Here is a 24,019-nt window from a genome sequence, read left to right as displayed (position 1 = left end):
ATGTCCCAAACCCATTGCTGCGTTTATATTATCGTCATGCTATGGTACAAACATTCATAAATGTATGTAAATCTGACTCCTGTCAATTCACCAACATATGGCACGAAAAACCAAACAGCAGGCACAAGAGACACGCCAGCACATCCTTGATGTGGCCTTGCGTTTGTTCTCCCGGCAGGGCGTATCAGCAACCTCACTGGCAGATATTGCACAGGCAGCGGGGGTGACCCGCGGTGCGATTTACTGGCACTTTAAAAATAAGTCGGATTTATTCAGTGAAATCTGGCAGCTGTCCGAAGCCAGCATCAGCGATCTCGAAACTGAGTATCGGGCAAAATTCCCCGACGATCCACTGTCAGTTTTAAGGGAAATTTTGGTTTATATTCTCGAAGCAACCGTGGTCGAAGAGCGTCGCCGACTCATGATGGAAATCATTTTTCACAAGTGTGAGTTTGTTGGCGAAATGGCGGTCCTGCAAGAGGCGCAGCGTAATTTGTGCCTGGAGAGTTACGACCGCATTGAGCACACTCTTAATGAGTGTATTAAAGCCAAATTACTCCCTGAGAGTTTACTCACCCGCCGGACGGCAATTTTGATGCGTGCCTATATTTCCGGTGTGATGGAGAATTGGCTTTTCTCCCCCCAATCTTTTGATTTAAAGAAAGAAGCCCGAGATTATGTAGCGATAGTACTGGAGATGTGCCAGTTTTGTCCAACGCTGCATAATAAAGCGTCAGGCTTGTCCGCTTAGTCAGAATTTACGGAAAAAGCGACTGCTAACATTACGTTACTAGGTTGTAACTTCACGGCGTGATATTCTTCGCGCGTGGCTAGTTTCGGCCATCTTTCCTGTTCACAGATTAATCACGCAAATGATGCTGCAATTCACTCGCTCAAGAAGTGCGCTCCCGGTTCTGGCTGCCGCGCTGTTTTTTGTCTTTGCCTTCATTACTGGCAGTGCCTTAGCGGCCCCGACAAACAATGAATTACCTGCTCGCTCCGATATCCAGAGTCAACTCGATGCCCTGAATAAGCAAAAAGATCCCACGGCTACGGACAAACTGGTCATCCAGGATTTAACAGAAATCCTCGATGTTCTGGATAAAATCGAACGGGTTAAGCAAGAAACTGCGCTCTTAAAGCAAAAAATAGCCCAGGCACCGGACAAAATGCGCCAGGCGACTGATGCTCTCAATGCGCTCAACGATAAAGATAACGACGATGAAACGCGCAAAACACTGGCAACGCTTTCTCTGCGTCAGCTTGAATCGCGCGTGGCACAGTTACTGGATGATTTACAAGCGGCACAGAACGATTTATCTAACTATAACAGTCAGTTAGTATCGTTACAGACACAGCCGGAACGCGTGCAGAGTTCCATGTACACCGCTTCGCAGCAGCTGCAGCAAATCCGTAATCGTCTTAATGGCACTGCGGCAGGTGAGGGGGCACTGCGTCCGACGCAGCAGACACTTTTACTTGCTCAACAGGCATTGCTGAATGCGCAAATCGAACAACTGCGTAAGAGCCTCGAAGGCAATACCACCTTGCAGGATACTCTGCAAAAGCAGCGCGATTACACCACTGCGAACAGCAATCGCCTTGAACACCAGTTGCAACTGTTGCAGGAGGCCGTGAATAACAAGCGGCTGACGCTGACAGAAAAAACCGCTCAGGAAGCCGTAACGCCGGATGAAACTGCCCGTATCCAGGCGATGCCGTTAGTGAAGCAGGAGCTGGACATTAACCACCAGCTTAGCCAGAAACTCATTACCGCGACGGAAAATGGCAACTCGCTGGTGCAGCAAAATATCAAAGTAAAAAACTGGCTTGATCGCGCGCTGCAATCTGAGCGTAACGTAAAAGAGCAGATTTCGGTGCTTAAAGGTAGTTTGCTGCTGTCGCGCATCCTTTATCAGCAACAACAAACGCTTCCTTCCGCTGATGAACTGGAAGACATGACCAACCGTATTGCGGATCTGCGCCTGGAACAGTTTGAGATCAATCAGCAGCGTGATGCCCTTTTCCAGAGCGATGCGTTCGTGGCGAAACTGGAAGAGGGGCATTCGAGTGAGGTCAACGATGAAGTGCATGACGCGCTGTTACAAGTCGTGGACATGCGTCGTGAACTGCTCGATCAGTTAAATAAGCAGCTAGGTAATCAGCTGATGATGGCGATTAATCTGCAGGTTAACCAGCAACAGCTGATGAGCGTGTCGAAAAGCCTCCAGGAGATCCTGACGCAGCAAATTTTCTGGGTAAACAGCAACAAGCCGATGGACTGGGACTGGGTTAAATCTTTCCCACAGGCGCTGAAAGACCAGATAAGTAAAATGAAAATCACCGTGAACTGGGAGAAAGCCTGGCCTGCGGTGGCTATCGCTTTCCTCGCGGGCCTCCCGCTGTTGTTAATTGCCGGTTTAATTCGCTGGCGTCTTAGCTGGTTGCGTAGCTATCAGGCGCGTCTTGCGGCTCAGGTTGGTCAATTACGTAATGACAGCCAGTTACATACGCCGAAAGCGATTCTTATCGATCTCATTCGCGCGCTGCCTGTGTGCCTGCTCATTCTGGCCATTGGCCTCATTTTATTGACGATGCAGCTCAATATCAGCGAACTGCTGTGGTCGTTCAGTAAAAAACTGACAGTATTCTGGCTAGTATTCGGTTTGTGCTGGAAGGTGCTGGAAAAGGACGGCGTGGCGGTAAACCACTTCAACATGCCGGAACAGCTGACCAGCCACTGGCGTCGACAGATTGTGCGTATCAGCCTTGCGCTGTTACCGCTCCATTTTTGGTCCGTAGTCTCTGAGCTGTCGCCATTGCATCTGATGGATGATGTCCTTGGACAAACGGTAATTCTGCTTAACTTGCTGGTTATCACAGGGCTGGTATGGCCGATGTTCCGTGAAAGCTGGCGGGATAAAGAGTCTCACAGTATTCGCCTTATCACGATCACCGTTCTGGCGATTGTGCCGGTCGCATTGATGGTGCTGACGGCCACCGGCTATTTCTATACAACGCTGCGCCTGGCCGGACGCTGGATTGAAACTGTCTATCTGGTCATTCTCTGGAACCTGCTTTACCAGACCGTGTTGCGCGGCCTGAGCGTTGCCGCACGTCGTATTGCTTACCGCCGTGCGCTTGCTCGTCGCCAGAACCTGATTAAAGAGGGAGCAGAAGGCGCTGAGCCGCAGGAAGAGCCGGGCATTGCGCTGGAGCAGGTCAACCAGCAGACATTACGTATCACTATGTTGCTGATGATCGCCCTCTTTGGTGTCGTGTTCTGGGCGATTTGGTCGGATTTGATCACTGTTTTTGCCTACCTGGACAGCGTTGTTTTGTGGCACTACAACGGTACAGAGGCTGGCGTCGCTGCAGTAAAAAGCGTGACCATGGGAAATATACTGTTTGCATTGATTGCTACGGTGGTGGCCTGGGCGCTAATTCGAAACTTGCCGGGTTTGCTGGAGGTGATCGTTCTCTCGCGCCTGAACATGCGCCAGGGGGCATCCTACGCCATTACCACTATTTTGAACTATGTCATCATTGCCGTCGGCGCGATGACAGTGTTTGGGTCGTTGGGCGTCTCATGGGACAAACTGCAATGGCTGGCGGCAGCACTCTCGGTTGGTCTGGGTTTTGGCTTACAGGAGATATTCGGTAACTTTGTCTCTGGCCTTATCATCCTGTTCGAGCGCCCGGTGCGTATTGGCGATACCATCACCATCGGTACCTTCTCCGGGTCGGTAAGTAAGATCCGTATACGTGCCACCACAATCACCGATTTTGACCGCAAAGAGGTCATTATTCCCAACAAAGCATTCGTGACCGAGCGTCTGATCAACTGGTCGTTATCAGACACCATTACACGCGTGGTAATCCGTCTGGGGGTAGCGTACGGTTCCGATCTGGATAAGGTGAAAGAGGTCTTATTAAAAGCGGCGATGGAACATCCGAAGGTGATGCACGATCCGGAACCGTCGGTGTTCTTTACCACTTTTGGCCCAAGCACGCTGGATCACGAATTGCGTCTGTATGTACGTGAACTGCGCGATCGTAGCTATACGGTGGATGAACTGAACCGCACGATCGACAGACTTTGTCGCGAAAATAACATCAACATCGCCTTTAACCAGCTGGAAGTCCATTTACGCAATGCTGGCGGCGAAGAGCATACGGAAGTGAAACGCGAGCTGAAAGGCGACGATCCAACGCCTGCACAGGGCTGATTCATCCCCTTACTTCAAAGGCGCGGGGCTTGCCAGGATGGCGGCGCGCCTTACCTGGTCAACAAGCCCCTCCTGTTGTAGCCCAGGTACGCGTTAGCGTCACCGGGGATTATTCCTGCTGGCGACGTCGGCTTATCCGGACTAACGTTTTCTTCCTCGTCACGTGGGGAAGGGCATCAGGTCGCGCCCAGGCCTAATCCTGACTCTCTCTCACTTTGCGTTCGAAATCCCTTTGTACAATTTCCAGCGCTTTAAGCACGGTTTCTGGCGCAATATCATGCTCTTCCAGCAACATAATCAGATCGACCGCCAGCTTGACGTCATCCGGTGCATTTTCCAGGGACATACTCTCTCCTCGGGTTAACGTGTCAGGCGCGCCAGCACCCGTTCAATATTATCCTGCGCCTCGCGGCAGCGGCGAAGCCGCCCTTCAAATGCGATGATTTCTTTGTGTAATTGCTGTTGTTCAACGAAAGTGTCGACATTTGCCAGACGCGCTTCACGCTCACGTTTCATTGCCATCAGACGTTGTTCGAATTGCTGATGTTGCAGACGCTTACGCTGCCATTTTTGAATACCGGGCGCGGGGCTATCCCACTCGCGCAGCGACCATGAGGCCGATTCGCGACTAAGGGCCGCAATTTGTGCGCCAAGGTGCTCTGCAAGCCAGGTTACCTGCTCGATTTGTTGTGCGTCGACAGCATGGCGAAGCGCGATCAGACTCTGCTGAGCTTCTTGCAGACAAGCCTCCATGGTGGTGCTGCGTGTGCGAAAGAGATGATGGTCAAAACGTGGGCTCACCGTAGCGTGTTTTGCCTGTGGAGCGATTTGTCGTGCCAGCTCGTCCAGCTTTTGTTCCAGAGCCTGTAAAAGCAATGCGCTTCTCACGATTCTCTCCCCTGTAAATGGCGACGACTATGCTACATTAGCCGCTCATCAATGATAATGATTCGCACTATGAAACGGACTATTTTACTCATCATTGGCTGGCTGGCGGTAGTGCTGGGTACTCTCGGCGTCGTTTTACCTTTACTGCCGACCACGCCTTTCATCCTGCTGGCCGCCTGGTGCTTTGCGCGCTCGTCTCCCCGTTTTCACCAGTGGTTATTGTACCGTTCCTGGTTTGGCGGCTATTTGCGTCACTGGCAAACCTATAAGGCAATGCCGCCGGGCGCTAAACCCCGGGCCATCGCTGTGATACTCATAACTTTCGCCATTTCGCTCTGGCTGGTGAAGATAATATGGGTGCGATGGTTACTGCTGGTTATTTTGTCTTGCCTGCTGATTTTTATGTGGCGCCTGCCCGTGATTGACGCAAAGCAACAAAAACCATAAAGCTCACCGATGGAAGTTGCAATTGTCTCGTTCTGCCAGTAAATTCGAGCGTTTTCGAGCACAGGCGCGACTGGTTAAATGTTAACCGCAGGTTACATGCGAAACCTCAGTGTGCGCCGTGAGTAACACCGTTTCTATCAGGCAAAAACCCATGACAGCGACTGCGCAGCAGCTTGAATTTCTCAAAAACAGCATCAAAAGCATTCAGGATTATCCGAAACCGGGCATCCTGTTCCGTGATGTCACCAGTTTGCTGGAAGACCCGAAAGCGTACGCTCTCAGCATTGAACTGCTGGTCGAACGTTACAAAGACGCCGGGATAACGAAAGTAGTAGGTACAGAAGCACGTGGCTTCCTGTTCGGCGCACCGGTTGCGTTGGGCCTGGGCGTTGGCTTTGTACCGGTACGTAAGCCGCGTAAACTGCCGCGTGAAACCATCGCGGAAAGCTATGAACTGGAATACGGTACCGATCAACTGGAGATTCATATTGATGCTATCCAGGCTGGCGATAAAGTCCTTGTCGTTGACGATCTGCTGGCGACGGGCGGCACTATCGAAGCGACGGTAAAACTGATCCGCCGTTTAGGTGGTGAAGTGACCGATGCAGCGTTCATCATTAACCTGTTTGATCTGGGCGGTGAGCAACGTCTGGAAAAACAGGGGTTGACCTGCTTTAGTCTTGTGCCATTCCCTGGGCATTAATTATCGGGCTGCCTTATTTGTCATTTTAGCGCCGGACAGCGCTCGTAATCCTCACGTACTTCGCGTACGTTCCGGATATTGTGCGCTGTCCGTTACTAAACTGCCTGTAACGGCGACATCCGATTTATTGCCAAATGAGACAACCTCGCTGATTAAGTGAGGTTGTGATAGCATTCCCTCCTATTCATCCACCTCCAGCGTTTCAGAGCCTGCCAATGAGTTATCAGGTCTTAGCCCGTAAATGGCGACCCCAAACTTTTGCTGACGTCGTCGGCCAGGAGCATGTGCTGACCGCACTGGCGAACGGCTTATCCTCAGGACGCATCCATCATGCCTACCTGTTTTCCGGTACACGTGGCGTCGGTAAAACCTCTATTGCCCGACTACTGGCAAAAGGGCTGAATTGCGAGACGGGTGTCACCGCGACGCCTTGCGGCATGTGCGATAGCTGTCGGGAAATCGAACAGGGGCGCTTTGTTGACTTAATCGAAATTGATGCGGCATCCCGCACCAAGGTCGAAGATACCCGTGACCTGCTGGACAACGTGCAGTACGCCCCCGCGCGCGGTCGTTTCAAGGTCTACCTTATTGACGAAGTGCATATGCTCTCGCGCCACAGCTTTAACGCGCTGTTGAAAACGCTTGAAGAGCCGCCTGAGCACGTCAAATTCCTGCTGGCGACGACCGATCCGCAAAAATTGCCGGTGACGATTCTGTCGCGTTGTCTGCAGTTTCATCTTAAAGCACTGGATGTTGATCAAATCCGCCATCAGCTTGAGCACATTCTTGACGCCGAAAACATTCCTCACGAATTGCGCGCGCTTCAGTTGCTGGCCCGCGCCGCAGACGGCAGCCTGCGTGATGCGCTGAGTCTTACCGATCAGGCGATTGCCAGCGGCGATGGTCAACTGACCGCGCAAGTTGTCAGTTCGATGCTCGGAACACTCAATGACGACCAGGCCCTGGCGTTGATTGAAGCAGTCGTGGCTGCCGATGGTGAACGGACGATGGCGCTCGTCAATGAGGCCGCCTCCCGTGGCGTGGAATGGGAAGCTTTGCTTGTGGAAATGCAAACGCTGATGCACCGTATCGCCATGATTCAGCTCAGCCCCGCAGCGCTGGGCAGCGATATGGCGCCCATTGAGCAACGCATGCGGGAACTGGCGCGCATAGTGCCACCTGGCGATGTGCAGCTCTATTACCAGACGCTGCTCATTGGCCGAAAAGAGTTACCGTATGCGCCGGACAGACGCATGGGTATGGAGATGACTCTGCTGCGCGCGCTGGCGTTTCATCCGCGTGAGCCATTAACGGTGCCGGATGCACCCAGGGCTTCTTTCGCGCCAGCCGCGTCAGTGGCGGTGATGAATCCGACGCAGGTCCCGGTGCCGTCGGCGCCATCGCAACCGCAACAGCAACCACAACCGCAACCGCAGCATGATGTCACTCTGCCTGATGCCACCAGCCAGGTGCTGGCGGCTCGTCGCCAACTGCAGCGCGCTCAGGGAGCGGACAAAACAAAAAAGAGTGAACCGGCAGCCGCAGCCCGCGCGCGGCCGGTAAACAATAGCGCGCTGGAAAGACTGGCATCGGTCACCGAGCGTGTGCAATCGCGTCCGGCACCTTCTGCGCATGAAGAGGTGGTGGCAAAAAAAGAGGCCTACCGCTGGAAAGCGACAACCGTCACCGAAGAGGTGAAAGAGACGGTAGCCACGCCGAAGGCGCTAAAAAAAGCGCTGGAGCACGAAAAAACACCGGAGTTGTCGAAGAAACTGGCAGACGAATCGCTCGAACGTGATGCCTGGGCGGCGGAAATCAGCCGGCTCACGCTACCTAAGCTGGTTGAACAGGTGGCGCTGAATGCCTGGAAAGAGCAGGATGAGAGCCGAATTTGTCTGCATCTGCGTTCTGCTCAGCGTCACCTGAATTCGCCCTCTGCGCAAAAAACGCTGGCGGATGCGCTTTCGGCATTACACGGCAATACGGTTGAATTGACTATCATTGAAGATGATAATCCGGCGGTGCGAACGCCGCTGGAATGGCGTCAGGCCATATATGAAGAGAAACTCGCGCAGGCGCGCGAAGCGATTATCACGGATAACAACATTCAGACCCTGCAGCGTTTCTTCGATGCGGATCTGGATGAAGAGAGTATTCGTCCCATTTGATGGTAAGCTCCCTTGCTGTCAACTAACTATGACTTACTGAGAGAAGAGCCTATGTTTGGTGGAAAAGGCGGTCTGGGTAACCTGATGAAACAGGCCCAGCAGATGCAAGAAAAAATGCAGCAGATGCAGGAAGAAATCGCAAAGCTGGAAGTGACCGGTGAGTCTGGTGCTGGCCTGGTGAAAGTGACCATCAACGGTGCGCATAACTGCCGCCGTGTTGAGATCGATCCGAGTCTGCTGGAAGACGATAAAGATATGCTGGAAGATTTGGTGGCAGCGGCATTCAACGACGCTGCGCGCCGCATTGAAGAAACCCAGAAAGAGAAAATGGCTTCTGTTTCCTCCGGTATGCAACTGCCGCCGGGCTTCAAGATGCCGTTCTGATGCAGACCAGTCCGCTGTTAACGCAGCTTATGGAGGCGTTGCGCTGCCTGCCGGGTGTTGGCCCGAAATCGGCGCAGCGCATGGCGTTTACGCTATTGCAACGTGACCGCAGCGGTGGAATGCGCCTGGCGCAGGCATTGACCCGCGCCATGTCGGAAATTGGCCACTGCGCCGATTGCCGCACCTTTACTGAACAGGATGTCTGCAATATTTGCAGCAATCCTCGCCGTCAGGAAAATGGTCAAATCTGCGTGGTGGAGAGTCCTGCGGACATCTATGCCATTGAACAGACCGGGCAATTTTCCGGACGCTATTTCGTGTTGATGGGCCACTTGTCGCCGCTCGATGGTATCGGGCCGGACGACATTGGCCTTGATCGGCTGGAGCAGCGTCTGCAGGCGGAATCGCTGCAAGAGGTGATTCTCGCCACTAATCCGACGGTGGAAGGTGAGGCAACCGCCAACTATATCGCCGAGCTTTGCGCGCAATATGGTGTGGAAGCCAGCCGTATTGCTCACGGCGTTCCCGTTGGCGGTGAGCTGGAAATGGTTGACGGTACAACGCTGTCCCATTCGCTTGCGGGTCGCCACAAGATTAAATTCTGACCAAACGGAGGCTGCGGCATGTGGTCTCCGCTTGAAAAAATCCCTCTGCATCCCCATCTCACCCTCATCATTTCAATAGCCTAAACATTCGCGGCGCGAAGAATCACGGCTATTACTTTTTTAATGGCATTGTTGAGGTCGACTTACATGAAAGGACAAGAAACCCGCGGTTTCCAGTCAGAAGTAAAACAGCTTCTGCACCTGATGATCCATTCCCTGTATTCCAATAAAGAAATCTTCCTGCGTGAGCTTATCTCCAACGCCTCGGATGCGGCGGACAAACTGCGTTTTCGCGCGTTGTCCAAACCGGATCTGTACGAAGGTGACGGCGAACTGCGTGTGCGCGTCTCATTTGATAAAGATAACCGCACACTGACCATTGCCGATAACGGTATCGGGATGAGCCGCGACGAGGTTATTGAGAACCTGGGGACGATTGCCAAGTCTGGCACCAAAGCGTTTCTGGAATCGATGGGCTCCGATCAGGCGAAAGACAGCCAGTTGATTGGCCAGTTCGGGGTGGGCTTCTACTCGGCGTTTATCGTTGCTGATAAAGTGACCGTGCGCACTCGTGCTGCTGGCGAAAGCGCTGAAAATGGCGTGTTCTGGGAGTCCGCTGGCGAAGGTGAATACACCGTTGCTGACATCAACAAAGCGGATCGTGGCACCGAAATCACGCTGCATCTGCGCGAAGGCGAAGATGATTTCCTGAATGACTGGCGTGTGCGCTCGATCATCAGCAAATATTCCGACCATATTGCGTTGCCAGTTGAAATTGAGAAACAAGAAGAAGTCGACGGCGAAACCGTGGTCTCCTGGGAAAAAATCAACAAAGCGCAGGCGCTGTGGACCCGCAGCAAGTCGGAAATTAGCGACGACGAATATAAAGAGTTCTACAAACATATCGCCCATGACTTTACCGACCCGCTGGCCTGGAGCCATAACCGCGTGGAAGGCAAGCAAGAGTACACCAGCCTGCTGTTTATCCCTTCACAGGCTCCGTGGGATATGTGGAACCGCGATCATAAGCATGGACTGAAACTGTACGTACAGCGCGTCTTTATCATGGATGACGCCGAACAGTTTATGCCGAACTATCTGCGCTTCGTGCGCGGCCTGATAGATTCCAACGATCTGCCGCTGAACGTTTCCCGTGAAATTCTGCAGGACAGCACCGTCACCCGTAATCTGCGTAACGCGCTGACCAAACGCGCTCTGCAGATGCTCGATAAGCTGGCGAAAGATGACGCGGAAAAATACCAGAGCTTCTGGAAACAGTTCGGCCTGGCGCTGAAAGAGGGCCCGGCTGAAGACCACGCAAACCAGGAAGCCATCGCCAGACTGTTACGTTTTGCGTCTACTCACACGGACTCCTCTGAGCAGACTGTCTCACTGGAAGACTATCTCTCCCGCATGAAAGAAGGGCAGGAGAAAATCTACTTTATTACTGCCGACAGCTACGCGGCGGCGAAGAGCAGCCCGCATCTGGAGCTACTGCGTAAGAAAGGTATCGAAGTTCTGCTGCTCTCCGACCGTATCGACGAGTGGATGATGAGCTACCTGACCGAGTTCAGCGGTAAGCCGTTCCAGTCAGTATCTAAGGCTGACGAGTCGCTGGATAAACTGGCTGATGAAGTGGATGAAACCACCAAAGAAGCAGAAAAAGCGCTGGAGCCGTTCGTTGATCGCGTTAAAACTCTGTTGGGTGAACGTGTGAAAGAGGTGCGTCTGACGCATCGTCTGACCGATACACCGGCGATTGTCACCACCGATAACGACGAAATGAGTACGCAGATGGCGAAATTGTTTGCCGCTGCAGGCCAGAGCGTACCGGAAGTGAAGTACATCTTTGAACTGAATCCGGATCATCCGCTGGTGAAACGTACAGCCGATACCCAGGACGAAACGAAGTTTGGCGAGTGGGTTGAACTGCTGTTGGATCAGGCGCTGTTCGCGGAACGCGGTACGCTTGAAGATCCCAACTTGTTTATTAAGCGTTTAAATACCTTGTTAATGTCCTGATTTCACTTTCCCCTCTCCCCGGAGGGGGCAAGGCAATACAACATGTAACGTGCCCCTTTCCCCCCTTCCGGGAGAGAGGGGCTGCCACAATTTCAAACATTCTTTCTCACTAACCGTTTCAGCCCCGCTGCCTTCCTTGAGCCATACTCATTCTGGTGGTATCGTTTAGCGCTTTTTGAAAAATTGAATCGACATTTGAGGGGATTTCCGCAATGCGTATTATTCTGCTTGGCGCTCCGGGCGCGGGTAAAGGAACTCAGGCACAGTTCATTATGGAGAAATACGGTATTCCGCAAATCTCCACGGGCGATATGCTCCGCGCCGCTGTTAAATCTGGCAGCGAACTGGGCAAGCAAGCAAAAGACATCATGGATGCCGGTAAACTGGTGACTGACGAACTGGTTATCGCCCTGGTGAAAGAGCGTATTGCACAGGAAGATTGCCGTAACGGCTTCCTGCTCGATGGCTTCCCACGCACTATCCCGCAGGCTGATGCCATGAAAGAAGCGGGTATCAAGGTCGATTACGTCCTGGAATTTGACGTACCGGACGAACTGATCGTCGACCGTATCGTGGGTCGCCGCGTACATGCCGCTTCGGGCCGTGTTTACCACGTTAAATTCAATCCGCCGAAAGTGGAAGGTAAAGACGATGTGACCGGCGAAGAGCTGACCACCCGTAAAGATGACCAGGAAGAAACAGTCCGTAAGCGTCTGGTGGAATATCATCAGATGACTGCGCCGTTGATCGGTTACTACTCCAAAGAAGCGCAGGCAGGTAACACCAAATACGCGAAAGTTGACGGCACCAAAGCCGTGGCTGACGTGCGCGCAGAGCTGGAAAAAATTCTCGGCTAATCGCCTTTATCCCCGGTGTCCGCCGGGGATAATCTTCCAATCGCTGTGATTGGTTTCGTTTACGCGCTTTTCAGTTACAATCATTAACCAGTTCAATGGTTAAGAGGCGCGAATGAGTCAGACGAAAGCAGGTATTCTGCTGGCCAATCTTGGTACCCCCGAAGCACCCACTCCCCAGGCCGTTAAGCGCTATTTGCGGCAATTTTTAAGCGACCAGCGCGTCGTCGATACCTCTCGTTTACTTTGGTGGCCGTTGCTGCGCGGCGTCATTCTGCCTGTTCGCTCTCCGCGCGTCGCAAAGCTCTATCAGTCAGTGTGGATGGAAGAGGGCTCGCCGCTGATGGTCTACAGCCGTAGACAGCAAGCTGCGCTGGCTGCGCGTCTTCCTGATGTTCCCGTTGCGCTGGGCATGAGCTATGGTTCTCCATCGCTGGCGAGCGCGGTGGAGGAGCTACAGTCACAAGGTGTTGAACATATCGTCGTGCTGCCACTCTATCCGCAATACTCCTGTTCAACGGTGGCGGCGGTATGGGACGAACTTGCGCGTATTCTTGCACCTAAACGTGATATTCCTGGCATCTCGTTTATTCGCGACTATGCGGATGACCCTGCTTATATCAACGCGCTGGCAAATAGCGTCCGTGCTTCGTTTGCTCGCCATGGCGAACCTGATTTACTGCTACTCTCTTACCACGGCATTCCGCAACGCTATGCGGATGAAGGTGACGATTACCCACAGCGTTGTCGGGATACCACGCGTGAGCTGGTTTCAGCGCTGGAGCTGCCGCCAGAGAAAGTGATGATGACATTCCAGTCTCGTTTTGGCCGGGAGCCCTGGCTGACGCCCTACACCGATGAGACCATGAAAATGCTTGGTGAGAAGGGGATAAAACATATTCAGGTGATGTCTCCTGGGTTTGCCGCTGATTGCCTTGAGACACTTGAAGAGATCGCCGTACAAAACCGGGAGTTTTTCCTCGAAGCGGGGGGCGAGAAATATGAATATATTCCAGCGCTTAATGATTCCCCGGATCATATCGAGATGATGGTTAGTCTGACGGAGAAATATCGCTAATCGCTTGCCGGGCGGGGAATGTGCTACCATTCTCCGCCCAATCCTCACCCGTAACAATGACCATGAAATTTCCCGGTAAACGTAAATCCAAACACTATTTTCCCGTTAACGCTCGCGATCCGTTATTGCAGCAAATTCAGCCAGAGAATGAAGCAAGTGCCTCCTGGGTTGTTGGTATTGACCAGACGCTGGTGGATATCGAAGCGAAAGTGGATGATGCGTTTATCGCCCGTTACGGTCTGAGCGCGGGTCATTCGCTGGTAATTGCAGACGATGTGGCCGAGGCGCTTTATCAGGAGCTGGTGCGCGAAAACCTTATAACCCACCAGTTTGCGGGCGGCACCATCGGCAATACCATGCACAACTACTCGGTACTGGCAGATGACCGCTCGGTATTACTGGGCGTGATGTGCAGCAATATTGAGATTGGCAGCTATGCCTATCGTTACCTGTGCAATACTTCAAGCCGTACCGACCTGAACTATCTGCAAGGCGTAGAAGGCGCAATTGGCCGCTGCTTTACGCTGATCAGCGAGTCGGGTGAGCGCACGTTCGCCATTAGCCCTGGCCATATGAATCAACTACGCCCGGAAAGTATTCCTGAATCGGTCATCGCCGGAGCCTCCGCCCTGGTGCTGACCTCTTATCTGGTACGTTGCAATCCGGGTGAACCGATGCCGGAAGCCACCATGCAGGCCGTGGCTTACGCCAAAAAGCACAACGTGCCGGTGGTACTGACGCTCGGCACGAAATATGTAATTGCTGATAACCCGCAGTGGTGGCAACACTTCCTGAAAGAGCACGTCTCTATTCTGGCAATGAATGAAGAAGAGGCGCAGGCGTTGACCGGCGAAAGCGATCCACTGCTGGCCTCGGATAAGGCGCTGGACTGGGTTGATCTGGTGCTGTGCACCGCAGGTCCGGTGGGGCTGTATATGGCCGGATTTACCGAAGATGAAGCGAAACGCAAGACACAGCATCCTTTATTGCCAGGCGCTATCGCCGAATTTAATCAGTACGAATTCAGCCGTGCGATGCGCCATAAAGATTGCCGGCAGCCGCTGCGCATTTATTCGCATATCGCCCCGTACATGGGCGGCCCGGAAAAAATCATGAATACCAACGGGGCGGGAGATGGCGCGCTGGCGGCATTGTTGCATGATATCACCGCCAACAATTACCACCGTATCAATGTGCCAAACTCCAGTAAGCACCAGTTTACCTGGCTGACTTACTCGTCGCTGGCGCAGGTCTGCAAATATGCCAACCGTGTGAGCTATCAGGTATTGAACCAGCATGCGCCGCGTTTGTCCCGTGGGCTGCCGGAGCGTGAGGACAGTCTGGAAGAGTCGTACTGGTCACGGTAGTTCAGCCCAACACTTTTCCGTAGTTTCCCGGATAGCGCTGGCGCTTATCCGGGCAACGGTTCAGAGGTGTGTGATACCTTTAGCCAGTCACCGACTCAACCACTGGCGGCTTCTCAAGCAATGTCAGCATGGTGTTCGCAATCTCCCGCTCACCCATCACCACCTGGTTTGCCCCTCGTTCGATAATATATTCCACTTCGTCGTCATAATGGGCGCGGGCGATAATCTCAATGCTGGGACATTTCTCGCGCGCCGTTGCGACAATTTCACCCGCTTCATAGCCGTTCGGAATCGTCAGCAGCAACCAGCGGGCGCAATCCAGATGCGCGAGATTCATGATCTCCTCGTTGGCCGCATTTCCCAACACGGCACGAATACCACGCTCGCGCAGTTCATCCACGCGGGTGCGCGATGTCTCAATAACCACCAGCGGAATCCCCTGGGCCATTAGCTTCTCGCCTAACAGGCTGCCGACACGACCAAAGCCAACCAGCAGCGCGTGATTGCAGATGTCCACCGGGATCTGCTTCTCTTCCTCGATAGCCTCTTCCAGGGTTTGCTCTTCCAGCGTTTCGGTTTTATCGAGGTATTTTTCCAGCAATGTGAACAGCACCGGGTTCAGCATAATGGAGAGGATTGCCCCAGCCAGCACCAGGTTTTGCCCTGCCTGCGGCAGTAAATCCAGCGCCATGCCCAGTCCGGCGAGGATAAAAGCAAACTCACCGATTTGTGCCAGACTGGCGGCGATTGTCAGAGCGGTACGCGGCGAGTGACCGAACAGGCGAACAAGGAAAAAAGCGGCAACCGATTTACCGAAAATGATAATTGCCAGCGTGGCCAGCACCGCCAGGGGTTGATTAAACAGCACCATGGGGTCAAACAGCATGCCGACGGAAACAAAGAAGAGCACCGCAAAGGCATCGCGCAGCGGCAGGGTATCGTGCGCGGCGCGGTGGCTCAGTTCTGACTCGTTCAATACCATCCCGGCGAAGAAAGCACCCAGCGCGAAGGAGACATCAAAGAGTTCGACCGCGCCGAAAGCGATACCGAGAGCCAGTGCCAGAACCGAAAGAGTAAAGAGTTCGCGAGATCCCGTTGCCGCGCTTCGCGCCATAATCCAGGGTACCAGACGGCGGCCCACCAGCATCATGATAGCGATAAAGGCGACCACTTTGCCGATGGTTATTCCCATATCGACAGCCAGCGTCGCCAGCCCCACGTCGCCTTTTTCCACCATCCCGGCAACGGCGGGCAGCAGGACCAGCGTCAGGACCATTACCAGATCCTCGACAATCAGCCAGCCGATGGCGATTTGCCCGCGCTGGCTATCAATGAGTTGCCGCTCCTCAAGCGCGCGCAGCAGCACCACGGTACTGGCGGTAGAGAGACACAGCCCAAACACAATGCCAGTCATGAGCGACCAGCCTAATGTTGCGGAGAGCGCCATACCCAGGAGCGTGGCGACGGCGATTTGCGCTATCGCTCCGGGAATGGCGATGGACTTTACCGCCATCAGGTCCTTTAAAGAGAAATGCAGCCCCACGCCAAACATCAGCAGGATCACGCCAAGTTCTGCCAGTTCCGGTGCCAGCTTAGTATCGGCGACGAAACCGGGTGTAAAAGGTCCGGCCAGCACACCCGCTAACAGATAACCCACCAGAGGAGAAATTCGAAGTTTATTGGCAAGCATGCCGAGGATAAAAGCGAGAACAAGCCCGCCGACAATGGTGGTGATAAGCGGTGTGGCGTGATGCATTCCGTCTCCTTTCGTTAATGCGTGGATCCATTTTGGTTTATTAACCAAAACCCAGGTTACAGTTTATGACAATTTTAAGCATTGTGTTTATGAATAATTGTTGAATTCTGAGGAAAATGGCACGTTGGGCGAAAATAAAGGGTAACCCGGCCATAGAAAGCAGAGATCCCGCTGTAGATGCATAGATATCTGAGAAGAAAGGGGCCAAAGCCAGACTTTGGCCCCAGAGAAATCACGCTTTATGGCGATTATCGGGCAGGAATATGGTCAATATCCCAAGTAAGGGCAGGTAAGCACAGATTTTATAGACCAGATCAATACTGGTATGGTCGGCAACAACCCCAAGCACAGCCGCTCCAAGTCCACCCATGCCAAAGGCAAAACCGAAAAACAGCCCGGAAACCATACCGATACGCCCTGGAAGCAGCTCCTGAGCGTACACCAGAATGGCAGAAAACGCAGATGCCAGCACAAAGCCAATGATCACCGTCAATACACCCGTCCAGAACAGGGTTGCGTAGGGTAAAAGCAGGGTAAAGGGCGCAACACCGAGGATAGAGCCCCAAATTACATATTTTCGCCCGATCTTATCGCCGACAGGCCCGCCAATCACCGTGCCGGCCGCGACGGCGAACAGGAAAATAAAGAGGTGAATTTGCGCATTCTGGATGGATAAATCGAACTTATGCATCAGATAAAAGGTGAAATAGCTACTGATGCTTGCCATATAGAAATATTTTGAGAAAATCAGCACTAACAGGATGCAAACCGCCAGAATTACTTTACTGCGCGGCAGGGGGTTGATTACCGTCGCTGATGATTTCCCCTTGTTTACCCGGTGCTGCGCGGCATACCAGCGGCTGACCTGCGCCAGTACCACGATAGCCAGGAGCGCCGCGAGCACGAACCAGGCAACATTACCTTTGCCGTAAGGGGCTATGATAATAGCCGCCAGCAGAGGGCCCAGTGAGCTACCGAAATTCCCGCCTACCTGAAAGATAGACTGCGCCAGCCCGTGACGGCCGCCCGAGGCCATACGCGCCACGCGAGAGGATTCAGGATGAAACACCGACGACCCCGTACCGACAAGCGCGGCGGCAATCAGCACCGTTTCAAAGCTTCCCGACAGCGCCAGCAATACCAGACCGCTGAGGGTAAAGCACATGCCGATGGGAAGTGACCAGGGCATCGGATGCTTATCCGTCCAGTATCCGACAATCGGCTGTAGCAGTGATGACGACAGCTGGAAGGTCAGGGTTATCATCCCAATCTGTAAAAAGGAGAGAGAAAACTCATTTTGCAGTAAAGGGTAAATCGCCAGAATCAGCGACTGGATCATATCGTTAAGCAGATGGGAAACGCTAATCGCACCAAGTATGCCAAAGGCGGTGCGAGCCTTAGGAACTGCCCCGGAAGATGGGGACAGTGGCTGCGGAGTTTCACTGATTGCCATAAATACTCTGTCAGGTTTAGCGATGAAAGAATTGTCAGAACTGAAATAGTTATCTGGCTAACATACCTGCGGATAAGGTTTGAAGGAAGTCGCAATTCTGAAAACTTATTTGTCTATTCTTTCCGGGCACAGTACTTTTGCGTTTGTTAATGAATCAGGGAGAGAAGCATGAAATTGTTAAAAAAGAGCATGGTGCTGGCGCTGCTGGCCGCCTTTACTCTGGCAAGTGGTTCGGCTCAGGCCTATGAGCAGGACAAAACGTATAAGATAACCATCCTTCATACCAACGATCATCATGGTCACTTCTGGCGCAACGACTACGGTGAATATGGCTTATCGGCACAGAAAACGCTGGTGGACGGTATTCGCAAAGAGGTGGCGGCCGAAGGCGGCAGCGTCCTCCTGCTTTCCGGCGGTGATATCAATACCGGCGTGCCGGAATCTGACCTGCAGGACGCGGAGCCTGACTTTCGTGGCATGAACCTGATTGGCTATGACGCCATGGCCGTGGGGAATCACGAATTTGACAATCCCATGAGCGTGCTGCGCCAGCAGGAAAAGTGGGCAAAATTCCCGTTCCTTTCCGCCAATATTTACCAGAAAAGCACCGGCGAGCGTCTGTTTAAACCGTGGATGATTTTTGACAGACAAGGGCTGAAAATCGCCGTGATTGGTTTAACCACCGATGACACGGCAAAAATCGGTAATCCCGAGTATTTCACCGATATCGAGTTCCGCAAACCGGCCGACGAAGCAAAGCTGGTGATTGAAGAACTGCAGCAAACCCAGAAGCCGGACATCATCCTTGCCACTACCCACATGGGGCACTATGACAATGGTGAGCATGGTTCCAATGCGCCGGGCGATGTGGAGATGGCGCGAAGCCTCCCGGCCGGATCGCTGGCGATGATTGTGGGTGGTCACTCACAAGACCCGGTGTGCATGGCGTCGGAGAATAAAAAACAGGTGAATTACGTTCCGGGTACGCCCTGTGCGCCGGATCGGCAGAATGGTATCTGGATTGTCCAGGCTCATGAATGGGGCAAGTACGTAGGGCGTGCAGATTTTGAGTTTCGCAATGGTGAAATGAAGCTGGTGCGTTATCAACTGATTCCGGTGAACCTCAAGAAGAAGATCACTTACGATAACGGCAAGAGTGAGCGCGTACTCTATACCCCGGAAATCCAGGAAAACCAGCAAATGCTCTCCCTGCTGACGCCTTTCCAGAATAAAGGTAAAGCGCAGCTGGAAGTCAAAATCGGCAATACCAACGGTCACCTCGAAGGCGACCGCAGTAAAGTCCGCTTTGTACAGACTAACCTGGCGCGTCTGATTCTGGCCGGGCAGATGGCGCGCACCAATGCCGATCTGGCGGTGATGAGCGGCGGCGGTGTGCGTGATTCCATTGAAGAGGGTGATATTACCTACAAAGATGTGCTGAAAGTTCAGCCATTTGGCAACACCCTGGTCTATGCGGATATGAGTGGTAAAGAGTTGACGGACTATCTCACTGCGGTAGCGAAAATGAAACCGGATTCAGGGGCTTATCCGCAGTTTGCCAATGTCGGGTTTGTGGCGAAGAACGGTGTACTCAGCGACCTGAAAATTAAAGGTGAGCCCATTGACCCGGGTAAAACCTACCGTCTGGCAACGTTAAGTTTTAACGCCACCGGCGGCGATGGCTATCCGCGCATTGATAATAAACCGGGTTATGTTAATACCGGCTTTATTGATGCCGAAGTGCTCAAGCAATTTATCGAGCAGAATTCGCCGCTGGATGCGGGGGCTTACGAGCCGAAAGGTGAGGTGAGCTGGCAATAACAGGGCTATTTTGTTTGTCATTTGAGCCAGGCAGTGCCCGGAACCCCCACGTACTCTGTGTACGCTCTGGTTCCTGCGCGCTGCCCGTATTCAAACTGCTTTCGACAGTAATGCCCCGTCTGCACCGAAGCTGTTAATCCCGGCGGGCGATATCGGCAAATTTCGCGTCCAGCATTTTTGCCAGATCGCTCGCCGCCAGTTCAATATCCAGCCCGCGTTTGCCACCGGAGACAAAAATAGTGGCGAATGTCTGTGAAGGGGCGTCAATCAGTGTCGGCAAACGTTTCTTTTGCCCCAGTGGGCTGATACCGCCCACCAGATAACCGGTTGTGCGTTGTGCCACCATCGGGTCGGCCATATCCACTTTCTTCGCGCCCAGTGCCTTAGCGACCTTTTTCAGATCCAGTTGCCCGGCAACCGGCGTCACCGCAACGGCCAAATGCTTCATATCGCCATTAACCGCGACCAGCAATGTTTTGTACACCTGATCGGCGTTCAGGCCGAGTTTTCGCACCACCTCGTCTCCAAAGTTTGTCTCGTTCGGATCGTGGTCATAGGTATGTATCTGGAAAGGAACCTTGTTTTTTTCTAATAACTTAACGGCGGGAGTCATAGCAATCCTTCAAACCACAGTAATTTCACGCCCCCAGCTTACGCCCGTTTTATCACGCAAAAATAGTACTATCTTGCGCAATAGTATTGGCAGTGAAGAAAAGTTTGAGCGACAATCCGCTAGTCCGAAGCACGAGCTTCGGTATAACTATAAAAACTGAAATTCCTCTTTGACGGGCCAATAATCTTATTGGCCATTTTTTTGCGCTAACAGCGACGGCAAATTCCCTTCACCGTACAAATGCAGTGCGCCTGCGGCGACCACATAACGCCCCGGTGGCAACGCCAGCAGCCGTTCACACCAGGCGCGATTACGCTGATGCATCAGCACATCATGCAGCGACTGACTGAACGTTGATGGGAGCGACAGCGGCTCGCTGGCAGGCGGTGATTCCAGCCACCAGCTCATCATGACCTGCAGCAGACGCGCATTTTCACGCCAGTGGGTCAGCGTGTCCTGTAACAGTTCAAGACCGCCATCCGCCAGCTGACGCAAAATAGCGACCTGATTTTCCGTACCTTCCAGTTCAATCACCGGCGTTGAAAACTGACGCGCCGCCTGCAGCAACTGATAATCGATGCCGTAGTCGGGGCGAAGGCCCAGCCGCTGTGCCTGCATGGCCTGTAACACCAGTGCGATATGCCAGGCGGGGCGCGTCTCGAATTCATCCTGCGACAGATCAAGGCCTTCGATAGTCTCTCTCAACTGGGTGAGTAGCGCAGGGCTAAGACGTTCTGACAGGGGCGGACTATCGGGAATATCGACAAAGGGTGAACCGCCGCTGGCGACATCGGCTTCGACAATCAGCGCATCGGCTTTGCGCAGTTTTTGCAGCAGTTGGGCGGGCAGGGGAGACATTCCCTGGGTACCCATATGGATGCTGCCAACCAGATGCAGATGACGATTGCCCGACAAGGTGATATCTACAGCGGGCCACGGATAACGGCGCGTGCGAAAAAAGCTTTTTAACCAGTCAAACAGGCCCATACGCGCTTCCTGAAATGAAAACGTCATGCTAGCGCGTAGGGGAGAAAGGTGCAATTGCCCCGCCGGATGGCGGGGCGGCAGCGGTTACTCTTTTGGCGTAAAGCGCAGCAGGCGGTTTGCATTGCTCACCACGGTAATAGAAGAGAGCGCCATGGCGGCACCCGCCACAACCGGGTTAAGCAGAGTGCCCGTCAGAGGCCATAAGATCCCGGCTGCAATGGGAATGCCAAGTGAGTTATAGACAAACGCGCCTAGCAAGTTTTGCTTCATGTTGCGCAGTGTCGCCTTCGAGATAGCCAGCGCGTCCGCAACGCCCGTCAGGCTGTGGCGCATCAGGGTGATGGCGGCGGTTTCAATCGCGACATCACTCCCGCCGCCCATGGCGATACCCACATCCGCCCGGGCGAGCGCCGGGGCATCGTTAATACCATCACCGATCATCGCCACCCGGCGACCTTCACGCTGTAATCTGGCAATAGCGTCAGCTTTACCATCCGGTAAAACCCCGGCAATCACCTCATCAATCCCGGCTTCTTTTGCAATGGCTTTAGCCGTTGTGGGGTTATCCCCGGTCAGCATCACCAGACGATACCCGGCACGATGCAGGCGCTGAAGAGCGCTGACGCTATCTTCCCGCAGCGGATCGCGAATGGCGAGCAGCGCGGCAACTTTTCCATCAACCGCCAGAAGAACGGGGGTCGCCCCTTGTGCGGCCTGTGATGCCATCTCGTCTTCCAGTTCGCGTACAGTGACCTGCTGTTGTGACAGCAGCGCCTGATTGCCAAGCAGTAAGTTGCAGCCTTCTGCTTCGCCGCTCACGCCAAGACCGCGCAACGTGCGGAAGTTCTGCACGGTCGGCAGCCCTTCATCGCCCGCTTTTTCGAGGATGGCATGCGCCAGCGGGTGGCTGGAGCCTTGTTCCAGCGCGGCGGCAAAGCGCAGCGCCTGATGTTCGGTAAAGCCATTCGCCGTTTTGATGGCCACCACCTGCGGTTTACCGCGGGTCAGGGTGCCGGTTTTATCAAACACCAGCGTGTCGAGGGAGCTTGCCCGTTGCAGTGCGTCGGCATCACGCACCAGTACGCCAAATTCCGCCGCGCGACCTACGCCCGAGATAATCGACATCGGCGTTGCCAGCCCTAATGCACAGGGGCAGGCGATAATCAGAACCGTGGTGGTGATCACCAGCGTATAGACGATTTGCGGCGCCGGACCGAAGAAATACCAGATAGCGCCGCTCAGCAGGGCAATCGCCACCACGACGGGAACAAACACCGCCGAAATTTTATCCGCCAGTTGGCCGATTTCCGGTTTACTGCTTTGTGCCTGACGCACCATGCGAATAATACGCGACAGCGTTGTCTGGCTGCCCACCGCGCTGGCGGTAAACAGTACGCTTCCGTCCTGTACCACCGTTCCGGCGTGCACGGCATCGCCAGTGCTTTTTTCCTGGGGAATCGGTTCGCCCGTGAGCATGGCTTCATCAAACCATGCATCTCCCTGGCTGATTTCTCCATCGACTGGCACCCGATCGCCGGTGGTTAAGCGCAGCGTCATGCCCGGGTGAACCTCGGCGAGTGGCAGGATTTTCTCGCCCTCGTCGGTCACCACACGGGCGGTGGGAGGCGTCAGATCGAGTAATTTCTCCAGCGCTTTCGAGGATCGCTGGCGCGCCCGCGCTTCCAGCATATGGCCGAGGTTAATCAGACCGATGATCATCGCACTGGCTTCGTAATAGAGATGGCGTGCTTCCATCGGGAACCACTGTGGCCAGATGTTGACGCTCATTGAGTAAAGCCAGGCAGCACCGGTACCGAGCGCCACCAGGGTATCCATGGTGGCCGTGCCATTGGTCAGGCTTTTCCACGCGCTACGATAAAAATGGCCGCCTGCGACAATCATTACGCCCAGCGTCAACAGGCCAATAAACAGCCACAGGGAACGGTTGGCATCGGTGACCATCATGTTGTCACCCATCATCCCCCAGACCATTACCGGCACGCCGACCAGCAAGGCGACAATGGCCTGCCAGCGAAAACGTTTCATGGTGGCAATAGCCGTTTCCTGCTGGCGCTCGCGGCGTTTAATGTCGTCTTCAATGGCTTCTGCGCCGTAACCTGCACCTTCGACGGCGCTGACTAAATCACGAGCGGAGGCGCTGCCCATCACCAGCGCAGTACGCTCCGCCAGATTGACCCGTGCCTGTGTGACCCCCGGAACCGCCTGCAAGGCTTTCTGTACGCGGGAGACACAGCTGGCGCAACTCATGCCATTGATTAACAGCTGCTGACTGTCATCAAGGTCATCCGTTGCCGGAAGCTCAGGGGTGGCCGCTGTCAGCGCTTCCGACGGGGTAGATGACTCTGCCAGCGGTTTAGCCTTTGGGTGGCTAACGCTCGCACCGTACCCGGCTTGTTTAATGGTATCGATGAGCGCAGCGGTATCGGCGCTGCCGGTAATTTGTGCATGGGTGAGGGTGACTTCTGCCTGCTCAACGTCAGCACGTTGTTCCAGGCTCTCTTTAACGCGTTTAACGCAGTGACCGCAGGACAGCCCGTCCAGCTCCAGCTCTGTAATGTGAGACATAATTAATTTCCTGTATGATAGGTCGTATAAACATTGACCTGATTAATCACGTGTACTG

At 53.7% G+C, this 24,019-nt stretch carries 19 protein-coding genes and 1 other annotated feature; of the genes, 12 read left to right on the top strand and 7 right to left on the bottom strand.

Going from position 1 to position 24,019, the window contains the following annotated elements:
* Window positions 1–97: 97 nt before the first annotated feature.
* The gene (gene acrR / locus AAIG39_RS01840) at window positions 98–751 is read left to right on the top strand and encodes a multidrug efflux transporter transcriptional repressor AcrR (RefSeq protein WP_090082516.1); all 654 of its coding nucleotides are present in this window, start codon (window positions 98–100) and stop codon (window positions 749–751) included.
* A 124-nt stretch (window positions 752–875) separates the two neighbouring features.
* Complete coding sequence (mscK, locus tag AAIG39_RS01835) at window positions 876–4,229, top strand: mechanosensitive channel MscK (RefSeq protein WP_090082980.1); 3,354 nt, start codon at window positions 876–878, stop codon at window positions 4,227–4,229.
* A gap of 193 nt (window positions 4,230–4,422) precedes the next feature.
* On the opposite strand, the gene rsmS is transcribed toward mscK, so the two are convergent.
* Both rsmS and priC read right to left on the bottom strand, forming a co-directional pair.
* On the bottom strand, window positions 4,423–4,575 hold the full coding sequence (rsmS, locus tag AAIG39_RS01830) for a pleiotropic regulatory protein RsmS (RefSeq protein ID WP_343193071.1): 153 nt from the start codon (window positions 4,573–4,575) through the stop codon (window positions 4,423–4,425).
* 14 nt (window positions 4,576–4,589) lie between these two features.
* Window positions 4,590–5,117: a primosomal replication protein N'' gene (gene priC / locus AAIG39_RS01825; protein ID WP_343193070.1), complete on the bottom strand. Its 528-nt coding sequence runs from the start codon at window positions 5,115–5,117 to the stop codon at window positions 4,590–4,592.
* 69 nt (window positions 5,118–5,186) lie between these two features.
* Between priC and AAIG39_RS01820 the strand changes: the two genes are divergently transcribed.
* The 9 genes from AAIG39_RS01820 to AAIG39_RS01780 all read left to right on the top strand — a co-directional run bounded on the left by AAIG39_RS01820 (window position 5,187) and on the right by AAIG39_RS01780 (window position 14,745).
* Window positions 5,187–5,564, top strand: coding sequence for a DUF454 family protein (locus tag AAIG39_RS01820; protein WP_090082507.1), 378 nt, complete (start codon window positions 5,187–5,189; stop codon window positions 5,562–5,564).
* A 151-nt stretch (window positions 5,565–5,715) separates the two neighbouring features.
* Complete coding sequence (apt, locus tag AAIG39_RS01815; RefSeq protein ID WP_047371543.1) at window positions 5,716–6,267, top strand: adenine phosphoribosyltransferase; 552 nt, start codon at window positions 5,716–5,718, stop codon at window positions 6,265–6,267.
* Between the two features lie 215 nt (window positions 6,268–6,482).
* Window positions 6,483–8,435 (top strand): DNA polymerase III subunit gamma/tau, encoded by a 1,953-nt coding sequence (gene dnaX, locus AAIG39_RS01810; RefSeq protein ID WP_343193069.1) that lies wholly within the window; start codon window positions 6,483–6,485, stop codon window positions 8,433–8,435.
* Window positions 7,768–7,832, top strand: a sequence feature (DnaX frameshifting element). It overlaps the preceding gene by 65 nt.
* 51 nt (window positions 8,436–8,486) lie before the next feature.
* Window positions 8,487–8,819, top strand: a complete 333-nt coding sequence (locus AAIG39_RS01805) for a YbaB/EbfC family nucleoid-associated protein (RefSeq protein WP_041852682.1) — start codon at window positions 8,487–8,489, stop codon at window positions 8,817–8,819.
* Window positions 8,819–9,424 carry a recombination mediator RecR gene (recR, locus tag AAIG39_RS01800; RefSeq protein WP_090082501.1) on the top strand — a complete coding sequence of 202 codons (606 nt, stop codon included), beginning with the start codon at window positions 8,819–8,821 and terminating at the stop codon, window positions 9,422–9,424. Before AAIG39_RS01805 ends, recR begins: the two co-directional genes overlap by 1 nt.
* 147 nt (window positions 9,425–9,571) lie before the next feature.
* Window positions 9,572–11,446 carry a molecular chaperone HtpG gene (gene htpG / locus AAIG39_RS01795; protein WP_090082498.1) on the top strand — a complete coding sequence of 625 codons (1,875 nt, stop codon included), beginning with the start codon at window positions 9,572–9,574 and terminating at the stop codon, window positions 11,444–11,446.
* Window positions 11,447–11,658: 212 nt separating this feature from the next.
* Window positions 11,659–12,303, top strand: coding sequence for an adenylate kinase (gene adk, locus AAIG39_RS01790; RefSeq protein WP_041852454.1), 645 nt, complete (start codon window positions 11,659–11,661; stop codon window positions 12,301–12,303).
* A gap of 112 nt (window positions 12,304–12,415) precedes the next feature.
* Window positions 12,416–13,378, top strand: coding sequence for a ferrochelatase (gene hemH / locus AAIG39_RS01785; RefSeq protein WP_090082497.1), 963 nt, complete (start codon window positions 12,416–12,418; stop codon window positions 13,376–13,378).
* Window positions 13,379–13,440: 62 nt separating this feature from the next.
* On the top strand, window positions 13,441–14,745 hold the full coding sequence (locus tag AAIG39_RS01780) for an inosine/guanosine kinase (RefSeq protein WP_343193068.1): 1,305 nt from the start codon (window positions 13,441–13,443) through the stop codon (window positions 14,743–14,745).
* 79 nt (window positions 14,746–14,824) lie between these two features.
* On the opposite strand, the gene ybaL is transcribed toward AAIG39_RS01780, so the two are convergent.
* Window positions 14,825–16,501, bottom strand: coding sequence for a YbaL family putative K(+) efflux transporter (gene ybaL / locus AAIG39_RS01775; protein ID WP_090082494.1), 1,677 nt, complete (start codon window positions 16,499–16,501; stop codon window positions 14,825–14,827).
* A 232-nt stretch (window positions 16,502–16,733) separates the two neighbouring features.
* The gene (locus AAIG39_RS01770) at window positions 16,734–17,954 is read right to left on the bottom strand and encodes an MFS transporter (RefSeq protein WP_090082492.1); all 1,221 of its coding nucleotides are present in this window, start codon (window positions 17,952–17,954) and stop codon (window positions 16,734–16,736) included.
* Window positions 17,955–18,122: 168 nt separating this feature from the next.
* Here AAIG39_RS01770 and ushA point away from each other — a divergent pair, with 168 nt between their 5' ends.
* Window positions 18,123–19,775, top strand: a complete 1,653-nt coding sequence (gene ushA, locus AAIG39_RS01765) for a bifunctional UDP-sugar hydrolase/5'-nucleotidase UshA (protein WP_343193067.1) — start codon at window positions 18,123–18,125, stop codon at window positions 19,773–19,775.
* Window positions 19,776–19,908: 133 nt separating this feature from the next.
* Here the strand turns inward: ushA and ybaK are convergent, their stop codons facing one another.
* From ybaK to copA, 3 genes are all read right to left on the bottom strand, one after another.
* Window positions 19,909–20,388 carry a Cys-tRNA(Pro)/Cys-tRNA(Cys) deacylase YbaK gene (gene ybaK / locus AAIG39_RS01760; RefSeq protein ID WP_090082487.1) on the bottom strand — a complete coding sequence of 160 codons (480 nt, stop codon included), beginning with the start codon at window positions 20,386–20,388 and terminating at the stop codon, window positions 19,909–19,911.
* A gap of 186 nt (window positions 20,389–20,574) precedes the next feature.
* Window positions 20,575–21,375, bottom strand: a complete 801-nt coding sequence (locus tag AAIG39_RS01755) for a TraB/GumN family protein (protein ID WP_343193143.1) — start codon at window positions 21,373–21,375, stop codon at window positions 20,575–20,577.
* Window positions 21,376–21,459: 84 nt separating this feature from the next.
* Window positions 21,460–23,961: a copper-exporting P-type ATPase CopA gene (copA, locus tag AAIG39_RS01750; RefSeq protein WP_343193066.1), complete on the bottom strand. Its 2,502-nt coding sequence runs from the start codon at window positions 23,959–23,961 to the stop codon at window positions 21,460–21,462.
* Window positions 23,962–24,019 lie beyond the last annotated feature (58 nt).

The organism is Phytobacter palmae (genome assembly GCF_039409775.1).
GTDB lineage: Bacteria > Pseudomonadota > Gammaproteobacteria > Enterobacterales > Enterobacteriaceae > Phytobacter > Phytobacter palmae.
This window is presented reverse-complemented; position numbering and strand designations above follow the sequence as displayed.